The organism is Niallia taxi, assembly GCF_004005475.1.
Classification (GTDB): Bacteria; Bacillota; Bacilli; order Bacillales; family Cytobacillaceae; genus Niallia; species Niallia taxi.
The window spans coordinates 265987-287310 of sequence record NZ_RZTZ01000006.1; the positions used below are offsets into that span (position 1 = coordinate 265987).

General features: G+C 35.4%; 18 protein-coding genes. 4 read left to right on the plus strand and 14 right to left on the minus strand.

Annotated features, from left to right (window positions below; translation table 11 throughout):
- Window positions 1-203: 203 nt before the first annotated feature.
- The 3 genes from EM808_RS16915 to EM808_RS16925 all read right to left on the minus strand — a co-directional run bounded on the left by EM808_RS16915 (window position 204) and on the right by EM808_RS16925 (window position 5351).
- On the minus strand, window positions 204-701 hold the full coding sequence (locus EM808_RS16915; RefSeq protein WP_127739412.1) for an HPP family protein: 498 nt from the start codon (window positions 699-701) through the stop codon (window positions 204-206).
- Between the two features lie 458 nt (window positions 702-1159).
- Window positions 1160-2500 (minus strand): MFS transporter, encoded by a 1341-nt coding sequence (locus EM808_RS16920; protein WP_164849692.1) that lies wholly within the window; start codon window positions 2498-2500, stop codon window positions 1160-1162.
- A 127-nt stretch (window positions 2501-2627) separates the two neighbouring features.
- A complete protein-coding gene (locus EM808_RS16925) occupies window positions 2628-5351 on the minus strand; it encodes an alpha-L-rhamnosidase (RefSeq protein ID WP_127739371.1) in 2724 nt (907 codons plus the stop codon).
- Window positions 5352-5553: 202 nt separating this feature from the next.
- Here EM808_RS16925 and EM808_RS16930 point away from each other — a divergent pair, with 202 nt between their 5' ends.
- The gene (locus EM808_RS16930; RefSeq protein WP_127739372.1) at window positions 5554-6441 is read left to right on the plus strand and encodes an AraC family transcriptional regulator; all 888 of its coding nucleotides are present in this window, start codon (window positions 5554-5556) and stop codon (window positions 6439-6441) included.
- Window positions 6442-6828: 387 nt separating this feature from the next.
- On the opposite strand, the gene EM808_RS16935 is transcribed toward EM808_RS16930, so the two are convergent.
- From EM808_RS16935 to EM808_RS16950, 4 genes are all read right to left on the minus strand, one after another.
- Window positions 6829-7647, minus strand: coding sequence for an ABC transporter permease (locus EM808_RS16935; RefSeq protein ID WP_127739373.1), 819 nt, complete (start codon window positions 7645-7647; stop codon window positions 6829-6831).
- 11 nt (window positions 7648-7658) lie between these two features.
- Window positions 7659-8429, minus strand: a complete 771-nt coding sequence (locus tag EM808_RS16940) for an ABC transporter ATP-binding protein (protein ID WP_127739374.1) — start codon at window positions 8427-8429, stop codon at window positions 7659-7661.
- 64 nt (window positions 8430-8493) lie between these two features.
- On the minus strand, window positions 8494-9495 hold the full coding sequence (locus tag EM808_RS16945; RefSeq protein ID WP_127739375.1) for an ABC transporter substrate-binding protein: 1002 nt from the start codon (window positions 9493-9495) through the stop codon (window positions 8494-8496).
- Window positions 9496-9520: 25 nt separating this feature from the next.
- Window positions 9521-10957, minus strand: coding sequence for an aryl-sulfate sulfotransferase (locus EM808_RS16950; protein WP_127739376.1), 1437 nt, complete (start codon window positions 10955-10957; stop codon window positions 9521-9523).
- Window positions 10958-11246: 289 nt separating this feature from the next.
- On the opposite strand from EM808_RS16950, the gene EM808_RS29560 reads away from it, so the two are divergent.
- Window positions 11247-11420, plus strand: a complete 174-nt coding sequence (locus EM808_RS29560) for a DMT family transporter (RefSeq protein ID WP_268926521.1) — start codon at window positions 11247-11249, stop codon at window positions 11418-11420.
- Between the two features lie 718 nt (window positions 11421-12138).
- Here EM808_RS29560 and EM808_RS16960 read toward each other — a convergent pair.
- The 7 genes from EM808_RS16960 to EM808_RS16990 form a co-directional block, all read right to left on the minus strand.
- On the minus strand, window positions 12139-12990 hold the full coding sequence (locus tag EM808_RS16960; RefSeq protein WP_127739377.1) for a PRD domain-containing protein: 852 nt from the start codon (window positions 12988-12990) through the stop codon (window positions 12139-12141).
- Between the two features lie 177 nt (window positions 12991-13167).
- Window positions 13168-14619 carry a family 1 glycosylhydrolase gene (locus EM808_RS16965; RefSeq protein ID WP_164849693.1) on the minus strand — a complete coding sequence of 484 codons (1452 nt, stop codon included), beginning with the start codon at window positions 14617-14619 and terminating at the stop codon, window positions 13168-13170.
- Between the two features lie 10 nt (window positions 14620-14629).
- Entirely contained in the window at window positions 14630-16498 is a 1869-nt protein-coding gene (locus tag EM808_RS16970; protein ID WP_127739379.1) for a beta-glucoside-specific PTS transporter subunit IIABC, read from the minus strand.
- A gap of 180 nt (window positions 16499-16678) precedes the next feature.
- Window positions 16679-17125, minus strand: a complete 447-nt coding sequence (locus tag EM808_RS16975) for a heme-binding protein (RefSeq protein ID WP_127739380.1) — start codon at window positions 17123-17125, stop codon at window positions 16679-16681.
- Window positions 17126-17722: 597 nt separating this feature from the next.
- Window positions 17723-18142, minus strand: a complete 420-nt coding sequence (locus EM808_RS16980; protein WP_127739381.1) for a MarR family winged helix-turn-helix transcriptional regulator — start codon at window positions 18140-18142, stop codon at window positions 17723-17725.
- A 177-nt stretch (window positions 18143-18319) separates the two neighbouring features.
- Window positions 18320-18685: a DoxX family protein gene (locus EM808_RS16985; protein ID WP_127739382.1), complete on the minus strand. Its 366-nt coding sequence runs from the start codon at window positions 18683-18685 to the stop codon at window positions 18320-18322.
- A gap of 151 nt (window positions 18686-18836) precedes the next feature.
- Entirely contained in the window at window positions 18837-19403 is a 567-nt protein-coding gene (locus EM808_RS16990) for a TetR/AcrR family transcriptional regulator (RefSeq protein WP_127739383.1), read from the minus strand.
- Window positions 19404-19714: 311 nt separating this feature from the next.
- Here EM808_RS16990 and EM808_RS16995 point away from each other — a divergent pair, with 311 nt between their 5' ends.
- Both EM808_RS16995 and EM808_RS17000 read left to right on the plus strand, forming a co-directional pair.
- Window positions 19715-20635, plus strand: a complete 921-nt coding sequence (locus EM808_RS16995; RefSeq protein WP_127739384.1) for a DsbA family oxidoreductase — start codon at window positions 19715-19717, stop codon at window positions 20633-20635.
- Between the two features lie 20 nt (window positions 20636-20655).
- Window positions 20656-20958, plus strand: coding sequence for a monooxygenase (locus EM808_RS17000; RefSeq protein WP_127739385.1), 303 nt, complete (start codon window positions 20656-20658; stop codon window positions 20956-20958).
- Window positions 20959-21324: the final 366 nt, after the last annotated feature.

Below are 21324 nucleotides of genomic sequence, written 5' to 3' on the forward strand. Positions count from 1 at the left end.
CTGTCCTTTTTTTCATACGGGTATACTTATTTAATATTAATAAAGTCTGGCATTACTTCGCCTTCAAATTTTCTACTTGCAGTTCTTGCCTTAATCTAAAACAGATGAATGGTTTTGTGCTCAAGAATTTATTTATTATCCTTAGTAATCTCTAAAGATATTTCTTTGTGCTAGTTTACCTTTAAGCGCTATAGTACATAAACTTATAACCAAAAAACTGGATACTTTCTATTGCTTCTTAAATTATTAATTATTAATGCTAACAGCACAATCACAATTGATCCTGTTAATACAGGTGTAAATAAATATTCCCATGTATAAGAGCCAAGTATGACTATTATTGGATCTGCCCCAGCGGGAGGATGAGTTGTTTTCGTTAACATCATTAAACCGATAGCTAATCCAACTCCCATAGCCAAAGACCATGGTTCATTTCCAAATACATGATAAATAATTAATCCTATTAAAGTAGAAATAAAATGTCCGCCTATAATATTCCTAGGCTGTGATAATGGTGAATTCCATAACCCAAAAGCTAATACACAACTTGCCCCAAATGAAGCTATTAACAGAGGAGTGTAGGTAAAGCGTGTTAATAAACCAAGAATAAAAATGGTTATCGCGCCACCCAAAAATCCGGTTATAATATCGTACACATTTACTTGTAGAGGGCTCTTCCCACCTTCCCCCTTCATTTTCATTAAATAGGAAGTTGCTGCTTCTAGTTGTTCTTTTTTTGCTAGATTTCCTTTTGTAATCAAATAATGTTTCCTCCTTACTAAAAAAACTATTCTAAATATATTACATTACTTCCTATCTTAAGTGAAGCCCACTCCTTCTTAAACTTTCCTGGAATTCTACTTATTTTGTTTTATTAAAATGAATGACTAATAGACAAAGAAGCCAACAAACTGACTAAAGGATGCTAAATCACCGGTAAGCTGAAAACCTCCATCATTTGCCGCATCATGATGGAGAAAATCTAATATAATCGACTAATTTATTATCTTTATTTTTTCAATTTGAGGTTGATTTATCTTCATCTAAACTTCCAGATTGTTCCTTAAGGAAAAGATAAAGCTGTCCCTATAAGGACAGCCCTTCTAATACAACTTTCACATTTGGTTTTCACACTAATTCTAATAATTCAAATTCAAACTCAAACAGCTGCTTTATTTTTTTTCTCTAATTCAGAATAAATTTTCTCCATTTCTTTATTTGAATTGATTGGATAATATTTAATCATAAATAAAGCAAGCAGACATACAAAACCTGGTCCAACGGTTCTCATTATGTTAATACATAGAAATGTTGCATTATTTTGAATTTCTTGATTTGGAACATAGCCTGTGGAATCAAGAAGCAGTCCTGCAACTCCTGCCGATACTGCGAACCCAATTTGGATAGATAGGGCATTGAGTGAAAAAAGGACACCATCAGATCTTTTGCCTGTTTTAAACTCTGTGTAATCAGCTAAATCGGCCATTAACGCCGTCATTGATACAAGCACTAAACCTATAAAGAAGGACACCAGCACTGCCAAGATAAAATACACAGCAGGATATTGTATTGGAGCAAAGAACATGATAAGACTAAATACCATTATCCCAATGAAAGAACTTACAGTTATCCTTTTATTCCCCCATTTTTTTGTAAAAACTGGGGCAAAGATAGACCCAATGACTTTAGCTCCTAATGTCAAAAACATATATATTGGGATTAACTCAGGCTTTTTCATATAATAAGTCAAATAATATAAACCTACTGCATTCTGTAATCCAAAACATAATCCATAGCTTAGAACTACTGTAACTACTGATAGCACACCTTTATTATTTAATATTACTTTAAAATATTCTTTAAGTGTTGGCGGTTCTGTTTTTCTTTTGTACTGTTCTTTCGTATTGAAAAATGTAAAAAAAGAAAATATTGCACCTAAGACTGCAACAATTACTGCCAGATAAAAATAGCCTGTTTGGTCGTCTCCTTTACCAAAATAATGAATGACTGGCAATGCAAAGGTAGATACAATTAATCCTCCAACTGCCGTGAAGACTCTGCCAAAGGAGATAAGCTCCGTCCGCACCTTTGTATCTTTAGATAAACTTGGAACTACTCCCCAGTAAGCGACATCATAAATGGTAAAGCAAATTCCTGCAAGATTGTATGTGATTAATGCATAAACAAATTTCATCCCTTCACTCATATCTGGTGCTGTAAATGTAAGTATCGTAAATACAGCAAAAGGTATGGGAACAATAAGAAAATATGGTCTAAACTTACCGAAGCGAGTATTCGTACGATCCACCATCATTCCGATAAGAGGATTTGATACTCCATCCACCAATTTTGTAATTAACAGAACTAATCCTGCCAAGGAGGCTGTCAGGCCGAATACATCTGTATAAAATATTATTAGATAGGCTGAAATAATTCCATTAAATAAATCTTTGCCTAAACTGCCTGTTCCAAAAAATAATTTTTGTCGGAAATTTAACACTTTGTCTCCTCCTAGCATTCATTCTATTTTTATAATGATAAAAAATACAACTAGAGTATAAAACATCCTTCCCCTTATAGGACGTTTTTTTTAGAAGAAGGATGTTTTTGCAGTTATCTGAGCTTATTTAATTGAAGACCGTATCTGAATAAGTAAAACAGTAAGAACCAGAGCCAACCGTAAAATGGACCCCATCTTCTACCTCATTAGCTGACTTGATTCCCTCTCCAATACTCCATCTTTGTCCTCCTTCCAATACATTGCCTAATAAAGCATTCGGAAGAAGAATATCTGCTGTTGTATTCACAGGGATTTGTACTTTAACTAAGATTTGTTCCTCCTGCATGCTCCAGTTAGTTTCAATCCTCCCATACGGAGAAATAAGAGAGCCCTTAGCATACGTTAATTCTCCATTTGAAAAATGAGGTTGTATCCGAATACGCTTATATCCCGCTACCTGCTCATCCATATCCAATCCTGCAACATAGCGGTACAACCAATCACCAATTGCTCCATACGCATAATGATTAAACGAGTTCATCGCATCACTCCAGAAGGTACCATCTGGTTTAATGCCATCCCAATGCTCCCAAATAGTTGTCGCTCCTTTCGTAACCGAATACAACCAAGATGGATAGCTTTCTTGTAGCAGCAGCTTAACAGCTGTGTTGTGATAACCATTTTGCGAGAGAACTAAACATAGGTATGGTGTACCAACAAAGCCGGTGGTCAAATGATAGTCATTCTGAACAACTAATTCATTTAAATCGTGTGCAACTTGTTTACGAACCTCTCCTTCTACTAAATCAAACATGAGAGGCAGTATATGCGCAGTTTGTGTATTTGCAGCTATCCTGCCATCTGAAGTGAGGTAGTTCTCATGAAAGCTTGTAACTATCCCTTTTAATAGTTTATTGTAGATATGTAAATCATTTTCTTCGCCGAGCACCTGTGCACTATCCCGAAGAATCCTTGTCGATAGTGCATAGTAGGCGTTTGCAACTAAGTATTCCGGTGTTGCACCATAATAGCTGTCTTCTTCAGCATCTAAAGCTAGCCAATCGCCAAATTGGAATCCTGTATTCCATACAAATTCATTGTCTCCTTGACTTCGTATATATTCGACCCATGCTTTCATACTTTCATACTGCTCAGCAAGCAAGCGATTATCACCATAACAAAGGTAAAGTGTCCATGGACATACGGAAGCTGCATCTCCCCATGCTGATGAAGTATACGTCTCATCTCCCCATGTCTTCTTACCAGATCTCCGCACGAAATTAGCTAATACGTCTGGAACTACATATGGCACACTGCCATCAGACTTCTGATCTGCTTTTAAGTCACGCAGCCACTTCGTAAAGAATGGGCCAACATGATAATTAAATGCAGCAGTTCGAATAAAAACCTGTGCATCCCCAGTCCAGCCTAGACGCTCATCACGTTGAGGGCAATCTGTTGGCACATCTAGAAAGTTCCCCCTTTGTCCCCACATTATGTTGCTTTGCAGCTTGTTTACCAGTGGGTGCGAACATTCAAATTTACCAGTCGGCTCCATATCTGAATGCATGACTTCACCAGTAAAGATTTCTTTGAGCAGCTTATGATTTTGTTCTTGTTCAGGAAAGCCTTCAATCTTAACATATCGAAAGCCTTGGAACGAAAAATAAGGAGCATACGTTTCCACACCACCGCCTTTGGCTGTATAAGTGACCATTTGTTTTGCTGAACGGAGATTACCAGTATAAAAGTTTCCATCCTTATCTAAGATTTCTGCATGCTGTAAGGTAATACAGATCCCAGTAGGAACATTCAGAGTCATACGGATACGGCCAACCATGTTTTGTCCCATGTCGAGAAGAGTATCCCCAGTGGGAGTTTGAATAATCTTCTTGGGCCTAATAGTTTCAGTTACCTTAGTGGGCCAATTCTCTTGTGCAACTAAAGTATTAATTGGGAGATTAAGGATAGTCGTCCTATACCAATTGGAATCCTCATAATCTCCACTAGTCCAGCCGTCTTTTTCCAAGCGGGCGTCATATGTCTCACCAGCAAAGAATTCAGATAATAAAATGGGCCCTGTATGTGACTTCCATGTTGAATCAGTTGAAACTACTTCCTCTGTGCCATCATCATATTGAACATGAAGCTGTAACAATACTCCTCGGCGGTCACCGTAAAAATTTCTTCTAGGTATAAATGACACCTCCCCTTTATACCAGCCATCCCCTACCATGACACCAATTCCATTCGCTCCATTTTGCAGCTGACTAGTGACGTCATATGTTTGGTATTGATGACGATGAAGATAGCTGGTCCATCCAGGCGCCAATAAATCTTCTCCAACTTTACTGCCATTTAAATAGACTTCATAAACCCCCGCAGCAGTGGCATAAAGACGTGCAGAGTGAATGCCTTTTTTCAGATGAAAATTTCTTCTTAATAAAAAAACAGGGTTAGCATGTGGATCAATGCCAGTTGAATCTGGTGTAATCCAACTAGCTTTCCATTCAATCGTAGTCAGAAAAGCGGTTTCCCACCATGAAGTTTCACTCCAGCCAGATTCCCTTCCGCAGTTATCCCAGACCTTAATTCTATAATGATAGCGAGTACGGGATTCAAGTTTCGGACCAATATAATCAACATGCAAAGATTGGTCGGATTCAATTCGGCCAGTATCCCAGATAGGAAACTCGAAGTTTCCGTCTGGTCCTGTGACTTGAATCTGATAAGCTCGCTGATACGTCCCTCTTTTTTCTGAATCAAGCACCCAGCTCAATCGGGGAGTTTGTATATCTGTACCAAATAGGTTTGTTCTGTATTCACATGTTACTTTTTTTATCAACAACATCGTTGTGCTTACCTCCTTATCATTTCAAATTTTTAAAAAGAACTAAACACGAAATCATGGTATTTGATTAGAGTTTAGTTGTCTTATTATCAAACATTTTTTAAACTCGAGTTAATTATAGCGCTTACAATTATAAAAATATTTGGTAATATTACTATAAATACATGGTAATCTAATCATTTAAAAAAGGAGGAAAAACTTAATGAATAGAAATATAGAAAGTTTCAAGGGGAAGAAATATTTTTCAAAGGACTTATTTATTTATTTAAATAGATTAGAAGAGGATTTTTTAAGACCTCACCATTATCATGATTTTATTGAAATTACGATCATTGAAGAGGGCAGCGGATTTCATTATGTTAATGAAAAGGTCCTTAAAGTGCAAAAAGGAGATTTATTTGTGATTCCCATTGGGGCATCACATGTTTTTCGTCCCTCCTCTTCCAATTCAAAGAATAAGCTTATAGTTTGTAACATCCTTTTTGATTGCCAAGTCTTAAAACAGATAGTAAATACATCAATTGTTCATGGTGAGAATTCATTTGCAAAATGGTGTACTCAATTAGAAAATAATAACACTTTTGATTACCTGCATTTAAAAGATGACCATGATACCTGTTTACCATTACTTCGCTCCATGTTTGTAGAATTCCAAGAAAAACAAATTGGGTATTCCCTTATTTTAAATGCTAAATTACGAGAACTATTAATCAAATTATTCCGTATTGAATACCGAGCATTTCCTAACTTAAATCCTAAAATAACCTCCTATGCCATAAATGAAGTTTTGTCATATATGCATCAAAATTTACATAAAATGATAACTTTAGCCGACATGGCCAGTCTCATGAATATAAGCGAAAGTCATTTTGTACGCATATTCAAGAAATATACAAATCAAACCTTTATTGAATACTTACAAAATATCCGAATTGAAAAAAGTTGTCATCTATTGCTTCATACTGATTTCAGCATTAAAGAAATCAGTTATCTAGTTGGGTACACTAATATAGATTATTTCCGTGAACTTTTTGTAAAAAAAATAAGTGTCTCTCCAAAGGCATATAGAAAAAAGAATGCTATCTTGTGAGCTTCAGACAATATATCATTGTAGTGTCACACATTTTTCTTGTAATACTCCCTCACCAAACACTTATAACTCCTAAAAAAATAAAAAAAAAAACGTCTAATCCCATATATACCAAGGGTTTAGACGTTTTAACGTTAAAAAGATTACTGTGTTTACCAATAATTTATGTAAAGAATATACTCAACCTAATGGTCATACTTAAACTATCACACTCTCTCGTAAGTAAACAGTTTAATGAAGAAACTGAACGTTAGCTCTTAAAGAGCTTAAGACCTTCTTCGCGCCCACAAATATATCTAGTTCACTAATCCAAGTTAATACTCATTACTTTTTTCATGATACTACCCTAAGCTTGGCGCATACCTACCTTTTTGATAACGTTTATAATTATGAAACAATATTATATCTCTTTAAAAACTTCCTTCCAGCCAATGCAAATAACCGATCCATAGAGAAACCCATTAATCCTAGAACAACTAGCCCTACAAATATCCAATCTGTCTGGAAGTACAATCTCGCGTTCCAAATCATGAACCCTACGCCTTCATTGGCCGCAACCATTTCTGCGCCGATGATTGCCATGAAAGATGATCCCATAGCAAGCTTAGCTCCTGTGAAAATATAGGGGGTAGCTGCTGGGATTATAACATATCGCAATACCTGGAAATCACTTGCTCCCATGCTATTTGCAGAACGTATTTTATCCTCAGATATGGAAAGCACTCCAGTTAATGTATTAATTGTAACAACAAAAAACGTTGCATACATAATTAGGAATATTTTCGATTGTTCACCAATCCCAAACCAAAGCATAAATAAAGTGATAAACGCTAGCGGTGGAATAAAGCGGACAAAATTTATCACTGGTTCAACAAGTAGTCGAATTGTTTTATTGCTGCCAATAAATAATCCCAACGGAATAGCAACAATATTTCCGAGGAACCAGCCGATCAGCACACGTACTAAACTATATGCCATATAAATGAATAATGAGCCATCACTTCCAAGTTCAAATGCTCCCCGTAATGTGGCAAGTGGACTTGGCAAAAATTGCGGATCAGAGAAATGAGCAGCAACTGTCCATATCACTAGTAATCCGATCCAAGTAATAATTCCTGTTTTTAAAATCTTTTTCCAATAAAATTTAAACGGCAGTTTTTTCTCTAATGGTTTTGATTTTAATTCCTGCTGCACGATCGTTTTCATCTTATTTCCTCCTAATCAAAATGCGATTGAACAACTTTATAATACTCATTGAAATTTGGACTAGTAATTTCTCGTGGATATGGCATGTCGATTTGATAGGATTGAATTATTTTAGAGGATGGTCCAACTGACATAATCCCAATCCGTTGACCTAGCGTAAGTGCCTCTTGAATATCATGAGTAACAAATATCACTGTTTTATTTGTTTCTGTCCAAATCCTTATTAACTCCTTCTGCATCGTTCGCCTTGTCATTGCATCTAAAGCACCAAATGGTTCATCCATTAGTAATATTTGCGGATCATTAGCTAAGACTCGTGCCAATTGAACGCGCTGTTTCATTCCGCCGGATATCTCATTAGGGAATTTTTGATTATGGCCTATTAACCCAGCTAATTTAATATAATGGTTTGCAATTTCTTTCCTTTTTGCTGTCGGTACTTTCTTCATTTTCAATCCGAATTCCACATTTTCTTCTACAGTCAGCCATGGAAATAATGCTGAATCGGCTGATTGGAAAACAAACCCTCTATTCTCTTCCTTTGCTGTCGACTGGCTCTGAATCGTCAACTCTCCGCTGGACTTCTCTATAAATCCAGCAAGAATATTTAATAATGTGGATTTCCCGCAGCCACTTGGACCTAGTAAAATATAAAATTCCCCTCTATTTATCGTTAAATCGACATTTTCCAATACAAAGTTTCCTTGATCATGATTTTCTGAAAATGATTTTGATAAACCCTTTAAGACAATATTAGGAGGATCTGTGTGAACTATTGTCATTTAATTTACTCCCTTCTTACATATCGGATAATGGTGGATTCGCAAAACCGAATCCACCTTCCCCTTACTCGCTTTTATATGTTACTGCCTCAGGCAGGGCCTCCTGCAACACATCTAACGCCAGTTTATCCTCGATATTGTAGTCTTTTTTTAATAATCCCCTGTCTAGGAGCCATTGTTTCATTTCGCTTAAGTGCTTTATATCCTCATCTGTAAACCCAATAGTATAATTGATATTTTCTAAGTCTCGTAATGTATCCTCTTTTTTGACTTTCAATTCCTTGTAGGCAATTTCTGCTGTTCCATCAGGGTTTTCTTTAACATAAGCAATCCCTTCTTTAATGCCTTTCAATAGATTTACAACAGCTTTTTCGTTATTTTTAACAAATTCTTTATTGGCAACAAGATAACTGCTTGTGGAAACATTAGCTGAAGAAAGGTCGTCGATTTTATGTACTCCCTCAATTGCTTTTAACTTCTCTAATACTGCTCCACTCGATAAAACGGCATCAATATCTCCTTTTTTCACGCCAACTATTGCTTCATCAGGTGTGCTGAATGGCACGTATTCAATATCCTTTTCACTTACGCCAATTGTCGCAAGATAATTAGCCCAATGATATTCCGATACTGTTCCTTTTGCGACACCAATTCGTTTCCCTTTCAAATCAGCAGGTTTATCTATTCCCTTTACGGCCACAAATTCAGATTCTTTAATCGTTGCTTCTGTGCTGTGTGACAAGGAGGAAATGACAACTATATCGCCTCTGTTTAATGAGTTCAAAAGGACATAATCTGCTGCTAACCCTGTGTCTGTTTGTTCTGTCAGTAATGCATTGATTGTATCGATTCCATAGGCAAAGTTAGAGATTTTTGGGTCGATATTCAAATCCGAAAAAAATCCTTCTGCATTTGCCGCCCTAATTTGTAAGGAGCCGCCTGCAGCTGTATCAATTCCAATCTTAATGGCATCCTTACCTCCACTACCTGAAGTGGAGCTGGAGCAGCCTGCTAATAAAACAGCTAACAACATCATGAAGGCTGCAATTTTAAATTTTTGTTTCATTAAGAATCCCCCCTTTTAAAACTATTTATTTTGTCTCTTTTTCATCAAACCGTGCTACGCAAAGAGCACCTTCCCCGAATGATGCAGCCCCTTTTACTTCAACTGCTGAATCAATTCCGCTTGGAGCCGCATTTGGCACTCTAAATGTTTCAACTGCCAATGGATGTATCTCCACTTCTTCTGGTTTTTCAAGCTGAGGAACCCAGCCGTAAGGAACTCTGTAAGCTCGGTATACCATATTGGAATTACGGTTATTTTTAAATGGTGAAATATACTCCCAAACTATTTCATGTTCTGTGTTTACTTCAAAAATACGACCATTCGCACCTTCTGTAATTAACGTATTTCCATTTTCTAAACGCTGAGCAGAACTGATATAAGGGCTATAAAAGCGAAACGAATCTGTAGGAGCTTGATAGTTTGCTTCTTGTCCTGTATACTGCCATACAATTTCGAGGGTAACAGGATCAATTTCCAAAACTCGTGAATGATCACGCAAAGCGTTTTTCGTACCGTCTGGAGAGCCGGGATTCGGAGCTCCATAACCTCCCCATCCACCGTTATCAAATACGAGGAGATTTCCTTCGCCAGGCAGTCCTCTTGGAATAATATGAGCATGATGCTGCCCGATAATCCAACCAATTTCCTTTAATTCCTCTGTAGAAAAATCGGGTCCAATTTGCCAAACAATTTTGCCAGAACGTTTATCCGTTATGCCAATGATATTGGCTTCACGGGCATCCCAGATGATATTGTCAGGATGAAATCTTTCATCACCATTATCATAATGACGATTTGGCCCAATCGCAGAAATGGAGTTTATATGTAGCCAATCACCAGACTCATTACCAAAGAAACGACGATTTGGCTGTTCATAAATTGTTTTTTTCGCCTCTTCATCAAATTGCAATTCATCAAAATGATCACTGAATGACCATTCCCATACAATATCTCCATTCCAATCCACTTCAAGAATGACATCATCTAATAGCTCATATTTAGAAATATTCAAGTTGACAACATTACGGTGTGCAAGCACTAGTGTATTGCCTCCATCAATTTTCGGCTCCAGCCCAGGCGCATAATACCCCACAGGGCTACCCTCCCGCTGATAGTCATGATGCGCTCTTGCAATCCATCTACCTTCATAGCCCGGATCAGTAATAAATTCATGTTTGTCAAACTTCCAAACAACGTTACCGTCAAAATCTACTTGTGCCACATCTCCCTCATCCTGAAAACCATGCTGTGGATCTCTGTTAAAAGTATGTCCCAATACATAGCCTCCTGGGAAAATCTTATTCGGAAATCCTCTCAAGCCTTTCCACAAATGTACCTCTCTTCCATTCATATCAATCAATAATGCCCCTAGATCTGGTGCTTGGAAGATAGTGTAACCGCTCCAAGCCTTATTTGGTGAATAAATTGTCGCACCTGTCGGATAAATAGTAGGATGTCCCATATTCAATTTCTCCTTTTAAAATAATTTTTCAAATCGGTTTAATCGGATTAAATCGCAAAAGTTAATAATAGTCTTTACTCAATGCCCCCTCCTTATCGAACGATCAGTAGCTAACAAAAAAGAGATTCAATGAAATACATCTTATGCATTTCATTGAATCTCTAGTGATCTAGTCGATTCTTTATTTATTGTTTAATTCTGAAAATTATCATAACAGCTAGAAATAAAGCGTGTCAACATTTTTTTACTATTCATATGAATTTACTTGGTTTAAAGAGATAGATATTATCTGAATCCCAGTTTCCTTAATTTAAGTTATAGTTTAAAAAAAGAATGGGTTGAGGCTCGTTGGTGGATGTGGACAGGCGGATTGTTAGGTGCTTTTTATGTTCTTGCAACAACCATTTTTTTACCAAGATTTGTTACTGCTTCTACAGTAGGTTTGTTATTATCGGACAAGTAATTATTTCTAATATTATTGACCATTTTAGCCTTATAGGATTAGCTACATGCTATAAGCCTCCCACGAGTGATGGGTGTAATATTTATTATTATTGGGGTTATAATTGTGAAAACGTTTTAAGTGAAATATTCCTCTAACCTATTACAAATATTATTTTCAAGGAAAGGTAGCCATTGAAATATGAGTTCAGGGTTACCTAATTTTTTGTACATAAGGACACACTCTTACCGTTTATCTTTTATTATATATCGTGTACAAAGTATAGGGCAGATATTTGTAGAGAATATAAAATCACACTATCCGCATTAGATCATTGGTTTAAAAATTTATTCAAAGGGCTTTATTACTCCGATAACACCGTAGATGCCCGAAATAATAGATGCATAATTTTTTCCGACACTGATGATTCATGATTTTAATCCTTCTTGATTAGTTTGTATTAAATAAGAACCCCATTCATATTAAGAAAATGGGGTTCTACAGTTTAGTTTAAGAGATGTAGCCTACTTGATATCTTACCTTTTAGGTAATGTGTCTATAGAAAATTCCGCTTAAATTATAATTTACAAATGACTGTTAAAGGAAGAAAATTCCCACTGAAATATTACGTATTAAAGCAAGTTCCCTCATCGCATATATTAACACTAATGTATTCCTTGTTTTTATGTTACTCCCCGCACCTTACATTTCATTTACCGTGAAAGAAAAGTGACTTGCTTTATCGCTTGAGCTGATTATAAGAAATTAGTCTGTGTATATGCACTGCAAGGTAGGCCAATTCCTCGTTAGGAATTGTTTTTTCATATACTTGTTTAATATATGCCTTAATTTTAAAGGCACTATCCATCGCTTGAGGATATAAACTAGCGATTTGCTTAAATAGTTCACTATCCTCCTCCTCTAGCATGGTATCTGCATAGATTCGTTCTACAAAGAACTTTATATGAGTAATAAAACGAGTATAATGTATGTTTTTCTCATCACTGCTGATATTCAATGTATACCGAACTAGGTTTACTATACTCCCAATCATCTTGGCAGTCTTCATTGCATCTTTAGACTCTTGCTTTTCTCCTTGCGCATTTACTAAATGGAATGCTATGTTTGCAGCTTCTTCAATTGGGAGATTTATATTAAGTCTTTCATTCATTAATTGAAGCGCAAATTCTCCGATTTCGTATTCTTTCGCGTAATAATTTTTAATTTCCCAATAGACTCGGTTCGTAATATTAATATTTTTCATAAATCGCTCGACAGCGAAATGTAAGTGATCCATTAATGTGAAATATATTCCAGAATTGAGCTTTGTGTTTAACTGTTTTTCTGCATAATCGACAATCTGCGTAGTGAGCTCTATAAATACAGGTGGCATGGAATCTAATAATCCCAGAAATTCTTTTACTTTTACATTTTCAACAGGTATGAATATTTGGTCCGCTTTGCTTTCTTCCACAATATTACCTGCTTTCTTTCCATAACCGATTCCTTTACCCAAAAGAATATATTCTTTTTGTTGGTCATTTTCTACCAATACGATACTTGAATTTAATACCTTTTTAACTTTAATCATTTTATTCCCCCCTAACCATTCAACATAAATTCATAAATTGAATGAACTACCAATCTTCCACAATAAAAATCACTCAACAACTTTTATTAAAAAAATTATTCGAATTAAATATTGGACCTATTAAATAAAACTGTGGCTACCTATAAAAAGGGTCTGCATAAGCAAACCCTCTCCTCTTTAAATATTTTCACCGTTTGTTTCAATAACTTGCTTGTACCAATCAAAGGATCCTTTCTTGATACGCTTCATTGTTCCAGTACCATCATCCTGTTTATCTACATATATAAATCCGTAACGCTTCTTCATTTCTCCAGTACCAAGTGAAACAGAATCAATACATGCCCAGCTTGTATAAGCAATGAGAGGAACTCCTTCATCAATAGCTTGTTTCATTTCTCTAATGTGGCTTTGGAAGTAATCAATTCGATAATCATCATGAATTTCTTCATTCTCATCAAGTTCATCTGAAGCTCCCAACCCATTTTCTACAATCATTAATGGAACTTGATATCTGTCATTCAAAGTATGAAGTGTGTATCGCAAACCGATTGGATCTATTTGCCACTTCCACTCACTCTCTACTAAATAAGGATTCTTTACACCACCAAGTAGATTACCACCTGTTTGCTCTTGATTTGGATCAGCACTAACGCAAACAGACATATAATAACTAAATGAGCAATAATCTACTGTATTTTCTTTGAGTAATACATCATCTCCAGCTTCTTTACTAATCACAATTCCTTCTTGTCTAAAGTAATGATCTGCATAAGATGGGTAATATCCCCTATGAAGTACATCTGCACAATAATAAACCTTCATTTGCATTTCTCTAGTTGCAAGAATAATATCAGCTGGATTACATGTTAATGGATAAAATGTTAAATGAGTAATCATGGAACCAAATTGGAAATCAGGGTTTATCTCTCTTCCTCTTTTTACAACAAGTGCATTTGCGACAAATTGATGATGTAAAGCTTGGAAGCGTAATTGTGCATTATCTTTTGTTAAATTAATCAGTTCACCAGTCTCATCATATATAATTCCGCCTGCTTGATATGCCTTTTGGGAAAGAGTTAAACAATTCATTTCATTAAATGGAATCCAATACTTCACGATATTTTTATAACGATTAAATAATACCTCTGCATAACGAACATAATGGTCAATCATTTCTCTACTTGCCCAACCATTTATTGTTTTTGAAAGATGGAAAGGAAATTCGTAATGAGCAATAGTCACAAGTGGTTCAATACCATATTTCTGTAGCTCCTCAAATACACTATCATAAAATTTCAATCCCTCTTCATTCGGCTCTAGCTCGTCCCCATTTGGAAAAATGCGAGTCCAATTTATGGATAGTCGGAACATTTTTATTCCTAGATCAGCTAACAATTTAATATCATCCTTATAATGGTGATAAAAATCAATTGCTTCATGTGTTGGATAACGTTCACCAGGGTCTAACTCAAGTGTTATACGTCTCTTTTGGTGAAGTGATCCACCTGTATACATATCTAAAGTGCTTACACCTTTACCATCTTCCTGCCAAGCACCTTCAATTTGATTTGCTGCTGTTGCTCCACCCCAATAAAAATCCTTTGGAAATCCCTTATTCATAATAACCATCTCCTCTTTTTTAGTATCCTAACGCTGATATATACATCAATGTGTCTTTAGGCTCAACCTGCTTTATGTCCGCAACCTTGACGGTGTAGTTTTCCTTACTTGTAACAACTGCAATAGTTACTGGATCAAATTCTTCTTTTATTTTTTCAAGGTCAAATTTCAATAATAAATCCCCAGTCTTTACTTCATCCCCAACTTTGACTTGGGGTTCAAAATATTTCCCTGCCAACTGGACAGTATTTAGGCCCACATGGAATAATATTTGAGCCCCCTGATCAGTAGTCAATCCTAATGCATGGTTTGTTTCAAAAATCATTTCGATTTTACCATCGGTAGGAGCATAGAGTTCACCTTTTGAAGGAATAATTGCAATCCCATCACCCATAACCTTTGAAGAAAAAACTTCATCATTTACATCAGATAAATTAACCATTTTTCCTACCAATGGGCTTTTAAACTCGCTTTCTAGTTTTGAATGATTCTTAGTCACTTGATCTTGCGGGCCTTCTACTACCTTTTTATCTGCACTTTTATCTTTCCCCAATAAAAATGCGGCAACAAATGCAACTCCGAACGAAATGACCAAGCCGATAATAGCATTGATAATATTGTTAGGCAATTCTTCCGATATAAACATTGATAAGCTTGCTAATCCTGGTCCAACTAGAACGAAAGCCTGCAAGCCAGCAATACCGATAAAGGTACCGCCTACAAAGGAACCAATCATAACACTGCTCAGAACCTTCTTATTTTGGATAGTTACCCCGTATAATGCAGGCTCTGTAATTCCAAAAAGAGCAGAGATACCCGCAGAAATTGCTGTTGATTTCAACACTTTATCTTTTGTTCTTATTGCTACCGCAAAACAAGCTCCACTCTCTGCAAGATTATGTGCAAGTGATGCAGGCAGATAAAGGATTTCCTTTCCAAGTTCACTCATTGTTGTTACTGCATATGGAACCATCGCTTTATGCATACCTGTTGCGACCATAAGTGGCAATACAGTTGCCAATAACGCTACTGCAATCCAGCCTACTTTGTCAAAAATAGCAAGAATGACTGCAGATAACCCCTGCCCGAATGTAAAGCCAATTGGCCCCAAAATTAGTAAAGCAATCGGAACAGTAATCAATAGGGAAATCATCGGAACAAAAAAGATTCTAATCGGTTTTGGAGAAATTTTTGTAAATAGCTTTTCTACCTGTGCATAAAATAGAATCGTTAGAATTGCTGGGAATACTTGATAGGTGTATGCAATATTCTCTATATTAAAACTGAAAAGTTGAGCCCCTTCTCCAATCATTGCTGCCATATTCGGCAGTACAAGTGCTCCTACCGCTGAAAGAGCAACAAGCGAATTGACTTTTAGTTTATTAGCAGTTGTAACGGCAACCAGTAAAGGTAAAAAATATAACGGTGCATCTCCAATCATGTTTAATATCTGATAGGTCTGCCCTGCTGGGTCCATTACCCCCATCACTGAAAGTAGTAACAAAAGTGACTTTAAGATTCCACCACCAGCTATTGCTGGAACTAGTGGCTGAAAAATACCAACAACAAAATCCAGGATAACGCTTCCAATTTTTTGCTTTTGTTTAGGTTTATGTTGAGAATTGGCATTGGTAGCTCCTTCATTTGTTACTAAGAGTTTTTTTACCTCGTCATATACTTCAACTACTTCATTACCTATGACAACTTGGCATTGGGCGTTCATTTTAACCGCCATTACACCTGGAATCTTTTTTAACTGATCTACATTTGCTTTACTATTATCATTTAAGGAAAAACGTAATCTTGTCGAACAATGCTCTAGGTGGGAAACGTTTTCATTCCCGCCCACATACTTTAACACCTCTGCTGCTGTTTGTTTGTAGCTCATCCTGTGTACTCCTTTTTAATAGTATTGTAATGTCGCTGGATTTAAGACAAAAAAGGCAGGACCTAAAATAACAAATACATAAAGTATTATTTGTTATTTATAGATCCTGCCTGCATTACCAGTCACATGTCCAATTGGTTTATTTAATTATCTATAGTATATACTCCCATTATGAAAGCGTCAACTTTTTTTTATTTTATATTCCCTAAAAGCATCAACAATCAACTGATGATCCTCAACATGGTCTAATCCACTTACTATAAAACTACCAACTATCTCATCTTTAACAATGATTGGAAAGCCTCCACCGCAAATTACAATCGTTTCATCATCTTTATATTGTTCATAGGTACTATTTTCTTCATTATCCAAGAAAATGTAGTAGCCGCTATGATGGAATCTTTCAATAGTATTCTGTTTTCTATTTAACCAGATATCGCCTTTTTTGCCTTTCATCAGATACTGAAATACTATCTCGCCATCTAAAACAGCTCTTATTCTTATATTTTTCAATTGGTCTTTCTTTATTCTATTTACAATACTTAAAGCTATATTATAAGCATCTTCATTACTGAAAGAATCAAAGGATAATTCCTTTTCTAACTGAAGTACTTCATCTTTCGTCATATGCTTTCCTCCAAATATTATAAGAAAAAGAATCCTTCCGGTACCTTTTTCTTACGTTTCATTCATTAGTTTTACTTATTGAACTTCATATTTTACTTCTTATTTATTACTTCTCATCTAGAAACTTGTCTAACTATGCTATTCTATTCCCCTCTTTAACATTCTCTTTCTTCATTCGAATGCTTTCACATCCACTGACTGTGTTGTTCCGTTCTCATAGGCTTCAAAAATGAATGTAATCAACCTCCTCCTGAGCAATTGATTCATAGCAACATTTATTCTCTCTTAAAAATTGATACTTTAAAATGACAGCTCGTTCTTGAACTAATGAACCAATTCGCCAAGATATACGAAAATCCTTCTTCCGCATAACAGCCGCGATTGTTACATAAGAGTGACTACTTACTCTAATTATATGAATGCTGCCATGCTAACATAAAATATGGCTGTGATTCTAACGTGTTAAAGGATAAGAGACAGAAAAAATCTTGCATAATAGATATAATATTATAAAAACTCATAATTAACGAAAGGGAAATTAGCTTTTATAACAAATGACTTACTTCACAATAGGGGACTTATGTAGAATTAGATTGATTAATATTTTGTATCCCATAATTTATTTAATAGTTCTTTTAAATATTGTATTTCTTGCTCACTTAAATTACTCGTTACATTCTGATGAGCCTCCATCACTACAGGTAATATTTTGTTTTTTATTTCGTGTCCCTTTTCAGTTAAGTAAAGGTTTTGAGAACGTTTATCTTGCGCATTGTTTCTTTTTTGTATAATTTCTTTTTTCTCCATAGACTGTATCATTCTTGCTACTGTTGTCTGATCCTTATCAATTGCTGCAGCCAATTCTTTTTGTGTTGTCCCTTCATGCTTACAAAGCACGCTAATGATTCCCCATTGCTCCGGAGTAACTTCAAAGGGCTTTAATCTCTTAGTAAAATAATTGGTCATCTTTACATCTGTCCGATGAACAAGATAGCCAATTAAATCATGTAATTCCATACTCCACCTCTATAAAGATTATATTAACGAAATGGTACCTAAACTTTTAATTTGAATTAATTGCTATTGCGTGTACGTATGCTACTATACTGTTTCATTTTATCAAAACCTGATATAAGCCTGAATAGCTACCCCTTCTTGAATATGCTGTTCTTCTGTCTTCAGCAAATATTTATATTAAAAAAGATAAAAGGAACTTACACCTAAACTTAAAATCATTAAAATTATGGCTGGGATTGACTTTTTAAATTGATCTTTTACTATTACTACTAAAGTAAAAGCAGCAACAAACATAGTTCCCCCTAATAGTAATCCTGCAAATAACGCAACATATGGAACCCAAATACCAATTAACATACCAATTGCACCAATCAATTCAAAAGCACCAGTAAGAAAATTAAAAATAGATGGAAAACCAAACCGCTTAAATTCTTCAGCCATTTTTCCAGAGATTATTTTTGTTCCGGTCATAATGAAAAAGATAAATAATAAGACTTGAACAATATTTACTAAAATAGAGATAATAATCACCTCTTTCTTCATAGAATTAATACATGCTATAGCATGTATTATACAAACAATTATTATTTCTTTTACGGTAAATAACAATTAGACTAGTTGTCAGATTTAATTAATATTGTTGAACATAGATGCTATAGCATATATATTGGTTTATTTTATGCTAAATGTCAAATCAATCTTTCTTATTAGGTTCTTTATAAAATCCGCTAGATAAATGAGGAATAACCAATTTAATATACTCCTCTGGTGGTAGCTCACTGTTTTTATTCCAAGCAATAGCAGCTCCATATATTCCCCAACTCAACATAACGGACGCAATTCTATCTCTTTCTTCTCCCTCACTTTGCCTTTGTAACATTTTATAAAAGATAATCTCCAGTTGTTCCTTGATTATTCGTGCTATCGTTTCTTCATATCCATTATGACAGCGACTTGATAAAGAACTATTGAAGCTAGTTATTGCTAAAAATAAGTTCACTATTACTTCTTCATTAAGTACATAATCCTTAATTATTTCATCATTTAAGTTAATTAGGAATACTTCAGACAACACCTTTTCCAATAAATCATATTTATCTACAAAATGATAATAAAACGTTGCCCTGTTTATCATAGCCTCTGTTGTAATATCTTTTACGGTAATATCCTTGAAGTCTTTTTTCTCGGATATCTTCATGAATGCATCCATAATTGATTTTCGAGTGCGAATATATCGCAAGTCTTTTTTTACTTCGGTCATCTATATCTCCTCCTTTTCAGACAAATGATCGAATATGTCGTATATACGATAAATGACTACATCTATTGGTATTGTTCATTTTTATTATGTACTAAGATGTAATCGTAATCAACTTTACTAACTGACTGGAAGGAGATATATGTTGTTCAAAATAGGAATAACTACTGGAAGTACAAAACAAACAAGGGTTGGAGATCAAGTAGCTGAGTCGGATAAATCGTAAAGAGTACAACCTGGCAATTTATAATGAACCAATTCATGGTCATCTGCTTTAAAATCATTTAGGAAGTAAGAGGAGTGAAGAAGTTAGTATGAGCAAATACCCTATGGCTTGTGATTTAGAAACTGGAATTTGCGGTGTTCCTGATAATGACGAAATGGAAATGATTGATTTAACCAATTCCAATAAAAAAATTGAATTATATTACGTAACAGATCCAATTTGCTCTCATTGCTGGGCACTGGAGCCCGTACTTCGCCGCTTTGTTTCGCAATATGGTCACTACTTTAATTTCCATACTGTTATGGGAGGATTGTTGGAGAAATGGGAAGACTTTGGTGACGCAGCAAATGGCATTTCTAAACCTTCCGACGTTGCAGAACATTGGAAAGAAGTTGGTGTACACAGCCGCATGCCAATTGATGGATCTCTTTGGTTGGATAACCCTATTCAATCTTCTTTCCCACCATCTAGAGTTTATAAGGTTATTCAAAAAAGGCGTAAATCCTTAGCAAATGCGTTTTTACGTCGTGCGAGGGAATCTGTATTTGCATTCAATCAAAATATTGGGGATCAAGGTGTCCTCATTGATATAGTGAATAAGTTAGGTCTAGATGGTGCATCCATTTTAGAGGAAGCACAACAGGAAACCGGAAGAAAGCTCCTCAAAGAAGACTTCAGACTAGCTGCTAGTTTGGGAGTAAGAGGATTTCCCACTATTATCATGGTCAATCAAGAAAATAAAGGTGTCAAGATTGTTGGAGCACGTCAACTACAATACTATATAGACGGTTTAAAACAAGCACTCCATCTGGAGAATATACAACCTGGAGTACTACCTAATATTTTTGGTCTATTGAGGGAAGAAAAGTTATTATTCTCGAAGGAAATGGAGGTTATGTACGATATTCATCAATCAGAAGTATCCTCATTTGTAAAAGAGAACCTTTCTTCTGAGAGCTATCATAAAAAAGAAATACTAGGTGAGTCCTATTTTCTACAAGCAGAATAATTAATAAAGGAGAATATAAAATGGCATATATTTTACAGGTTGATTTTAGGATGCAAGGTCCCTTTGGAGATGAGATGGCTCAGACTTTTTCTGGTCTGGCGGAAAGCATTAACAAAGAAGAAGGATTTCTTTGGAAGATTTGGACAGAGAATCAGGAAACAAGTGAAGCTGGGGGCATCTATTGCTTTCAAACAAAGGAAAACGCAGCAAACTATTTAGAAATGCATTCTAACCGAATAGAGAATTTAGGAATAAATGAGATAAATGCAAAGATTTTCTCCATTAATTCTAAATTAACTAAAATAACAAAAGGTTTATATTAATTTCCCACGGATCTATAAGAGAAATTAAAATTGCTAATAAAAACATGCCACTTTTGTGACACAAGAAAGAGCTCTCCTTGAAAAGTGAGCTCTCTTCATTATAAAAACAAATCACTATGCTTAATTTTTATGATTATCAAGCAGCTTTTCTTCTAATTTACAAATCCACCTATAATATCCTGTTAGGATTAGTATAAGCATGGGAGCACAAAATGTATCATACCATAATTTCCACCATCCTAGATGGAAGAATCCCCAAGGTTCAGGAATTAAAACCAATGCCTCGTAAATAATAATACCTACTGTGCAAAGAGTTAATAAAAATTGCTTTTTTAACAAAACTGGAGTTAAATGGGAACAAGCTTA

What these genes read in the sequence shown, in the direction of transcription:
- EM808_RS16915 (WP_127739412.1), bottom strand. Translation starts at nt 701, where the DNA reads ATGAAAATGAAGGGGGAAGGTGGGAAGAGCCCTCTACAAGTAAATGTG.
- EM808_RS16925 (WP_127739371.1), bottom strand. Translation starts at nt 5,351, where the DNA reads ATGTTGTTGATAAAAAAAGTAACATGTGAATACAGAACAAACCTATTT.
- EM808_RS16930 (WP_127739372.1), top strand. Translation starts at nt 5,554, where the DNA reads ATGAATAGAAATATAGAAAGTTTCAAGGGGAAGAAATATTTTTCAAAG.
- EM808_RS16935 (WP_127739373.1), bottom strand. Translation starts at nt 7,647, where the DNA reads ATGAAAACGATCGTGCAGCAGGAATTAAAATCAAAACCATTAGAGAAA.
- EM808_RS16940 (WP_127739374.1), bottom strand. Translation starts at nt 8,429, where the DNA reads ATGACAATAGTTCACACAGATCCTCCTAATATTGTCTTAAAGGGTTTA.
- EM808_RS16945 (WP_127739375.1), bottom strand. Translation starts at nt 9,495, where the DNA reads ATGAAACAAAAATTTAAAATTGCAGCCTTCATGATGTTGTTAGCTGTT.
- EM808_RS16950 (WP_127739376.1), bottom strand. Translation starts at nt 10,957, where the DNA reads ATGGGACATCCTACTATTTATCCGACAGGTGCGACAATTTATTCACCA.
- EM808_RS16960 (WP_127739377.1), bottom strand. Translation starts at nt 12,990, where the DNA reads ATGATTAAAGTTAAAAAGGTATTAAATTCAAGTATCGTATTGGTAGAA.
- EM808_RS16965 (WP_164849693.1), bottom strand. Translation starts at nt 14,619, where the DNA reads ATGGTTATTATGAATAAGGGATTTCCAAAGGATTTTTATTGGGGTGGA.
- EM808_RS16970 (WP_127739379.1), bottom strand. Translation starts at nt 16,498, where the DNA reads ATGAGCTACAAACAAACAGCAGCAGAGGTGTTAAAGTATGTGGGCGGG.
- EM808_RS16975 (WP_127739380.1), bottom strand. Translation starts at nt 17,125, where the DNA reads ATGACGAAAGATGAAGTACTTCAGTTAGAAAAGGAATTATCCTTTGAT.
- EM808_RS16980 (WP_127739381.1), bottom strand. Translation starts at nt 18,142, where the DNA reads ATGGAATTACATGATTTAATTGGCTATCTTGTTCATCGGACAGATGTA.
- EM808_RS16985 (WP_127739382.1), bottom strand. Translation starts at nt 18,685, where the DNA reads ATGAAGAAAGAGGTGATTATTATCTCTATTTTAGTAAATATTGTTCAA.
- EM808_RS16990 (WP_127739383.1), bottom strand. Translation starts at nt 19,403, where the DNA reads ATGACCGAAGTAAAAAAAGACTTGCGATATATTCGCACTCGAAAATCA.
- EM808_RS16995 (WP_127739384.1), top strand. Translation starts at nt 19,715, where the DNA reads ATGAGCAAATACCCTATGGCTTGTGATTTAGAAACTGGAATTTGCGGT.
- EM808_RS17000 (WP_127739385.1), top strand. Translation starts at nt 20,656, where the DNA reads ATGGCATATATTTTACAGGTTGATTTTAGGATGCAAGGTCCCTTTGGA.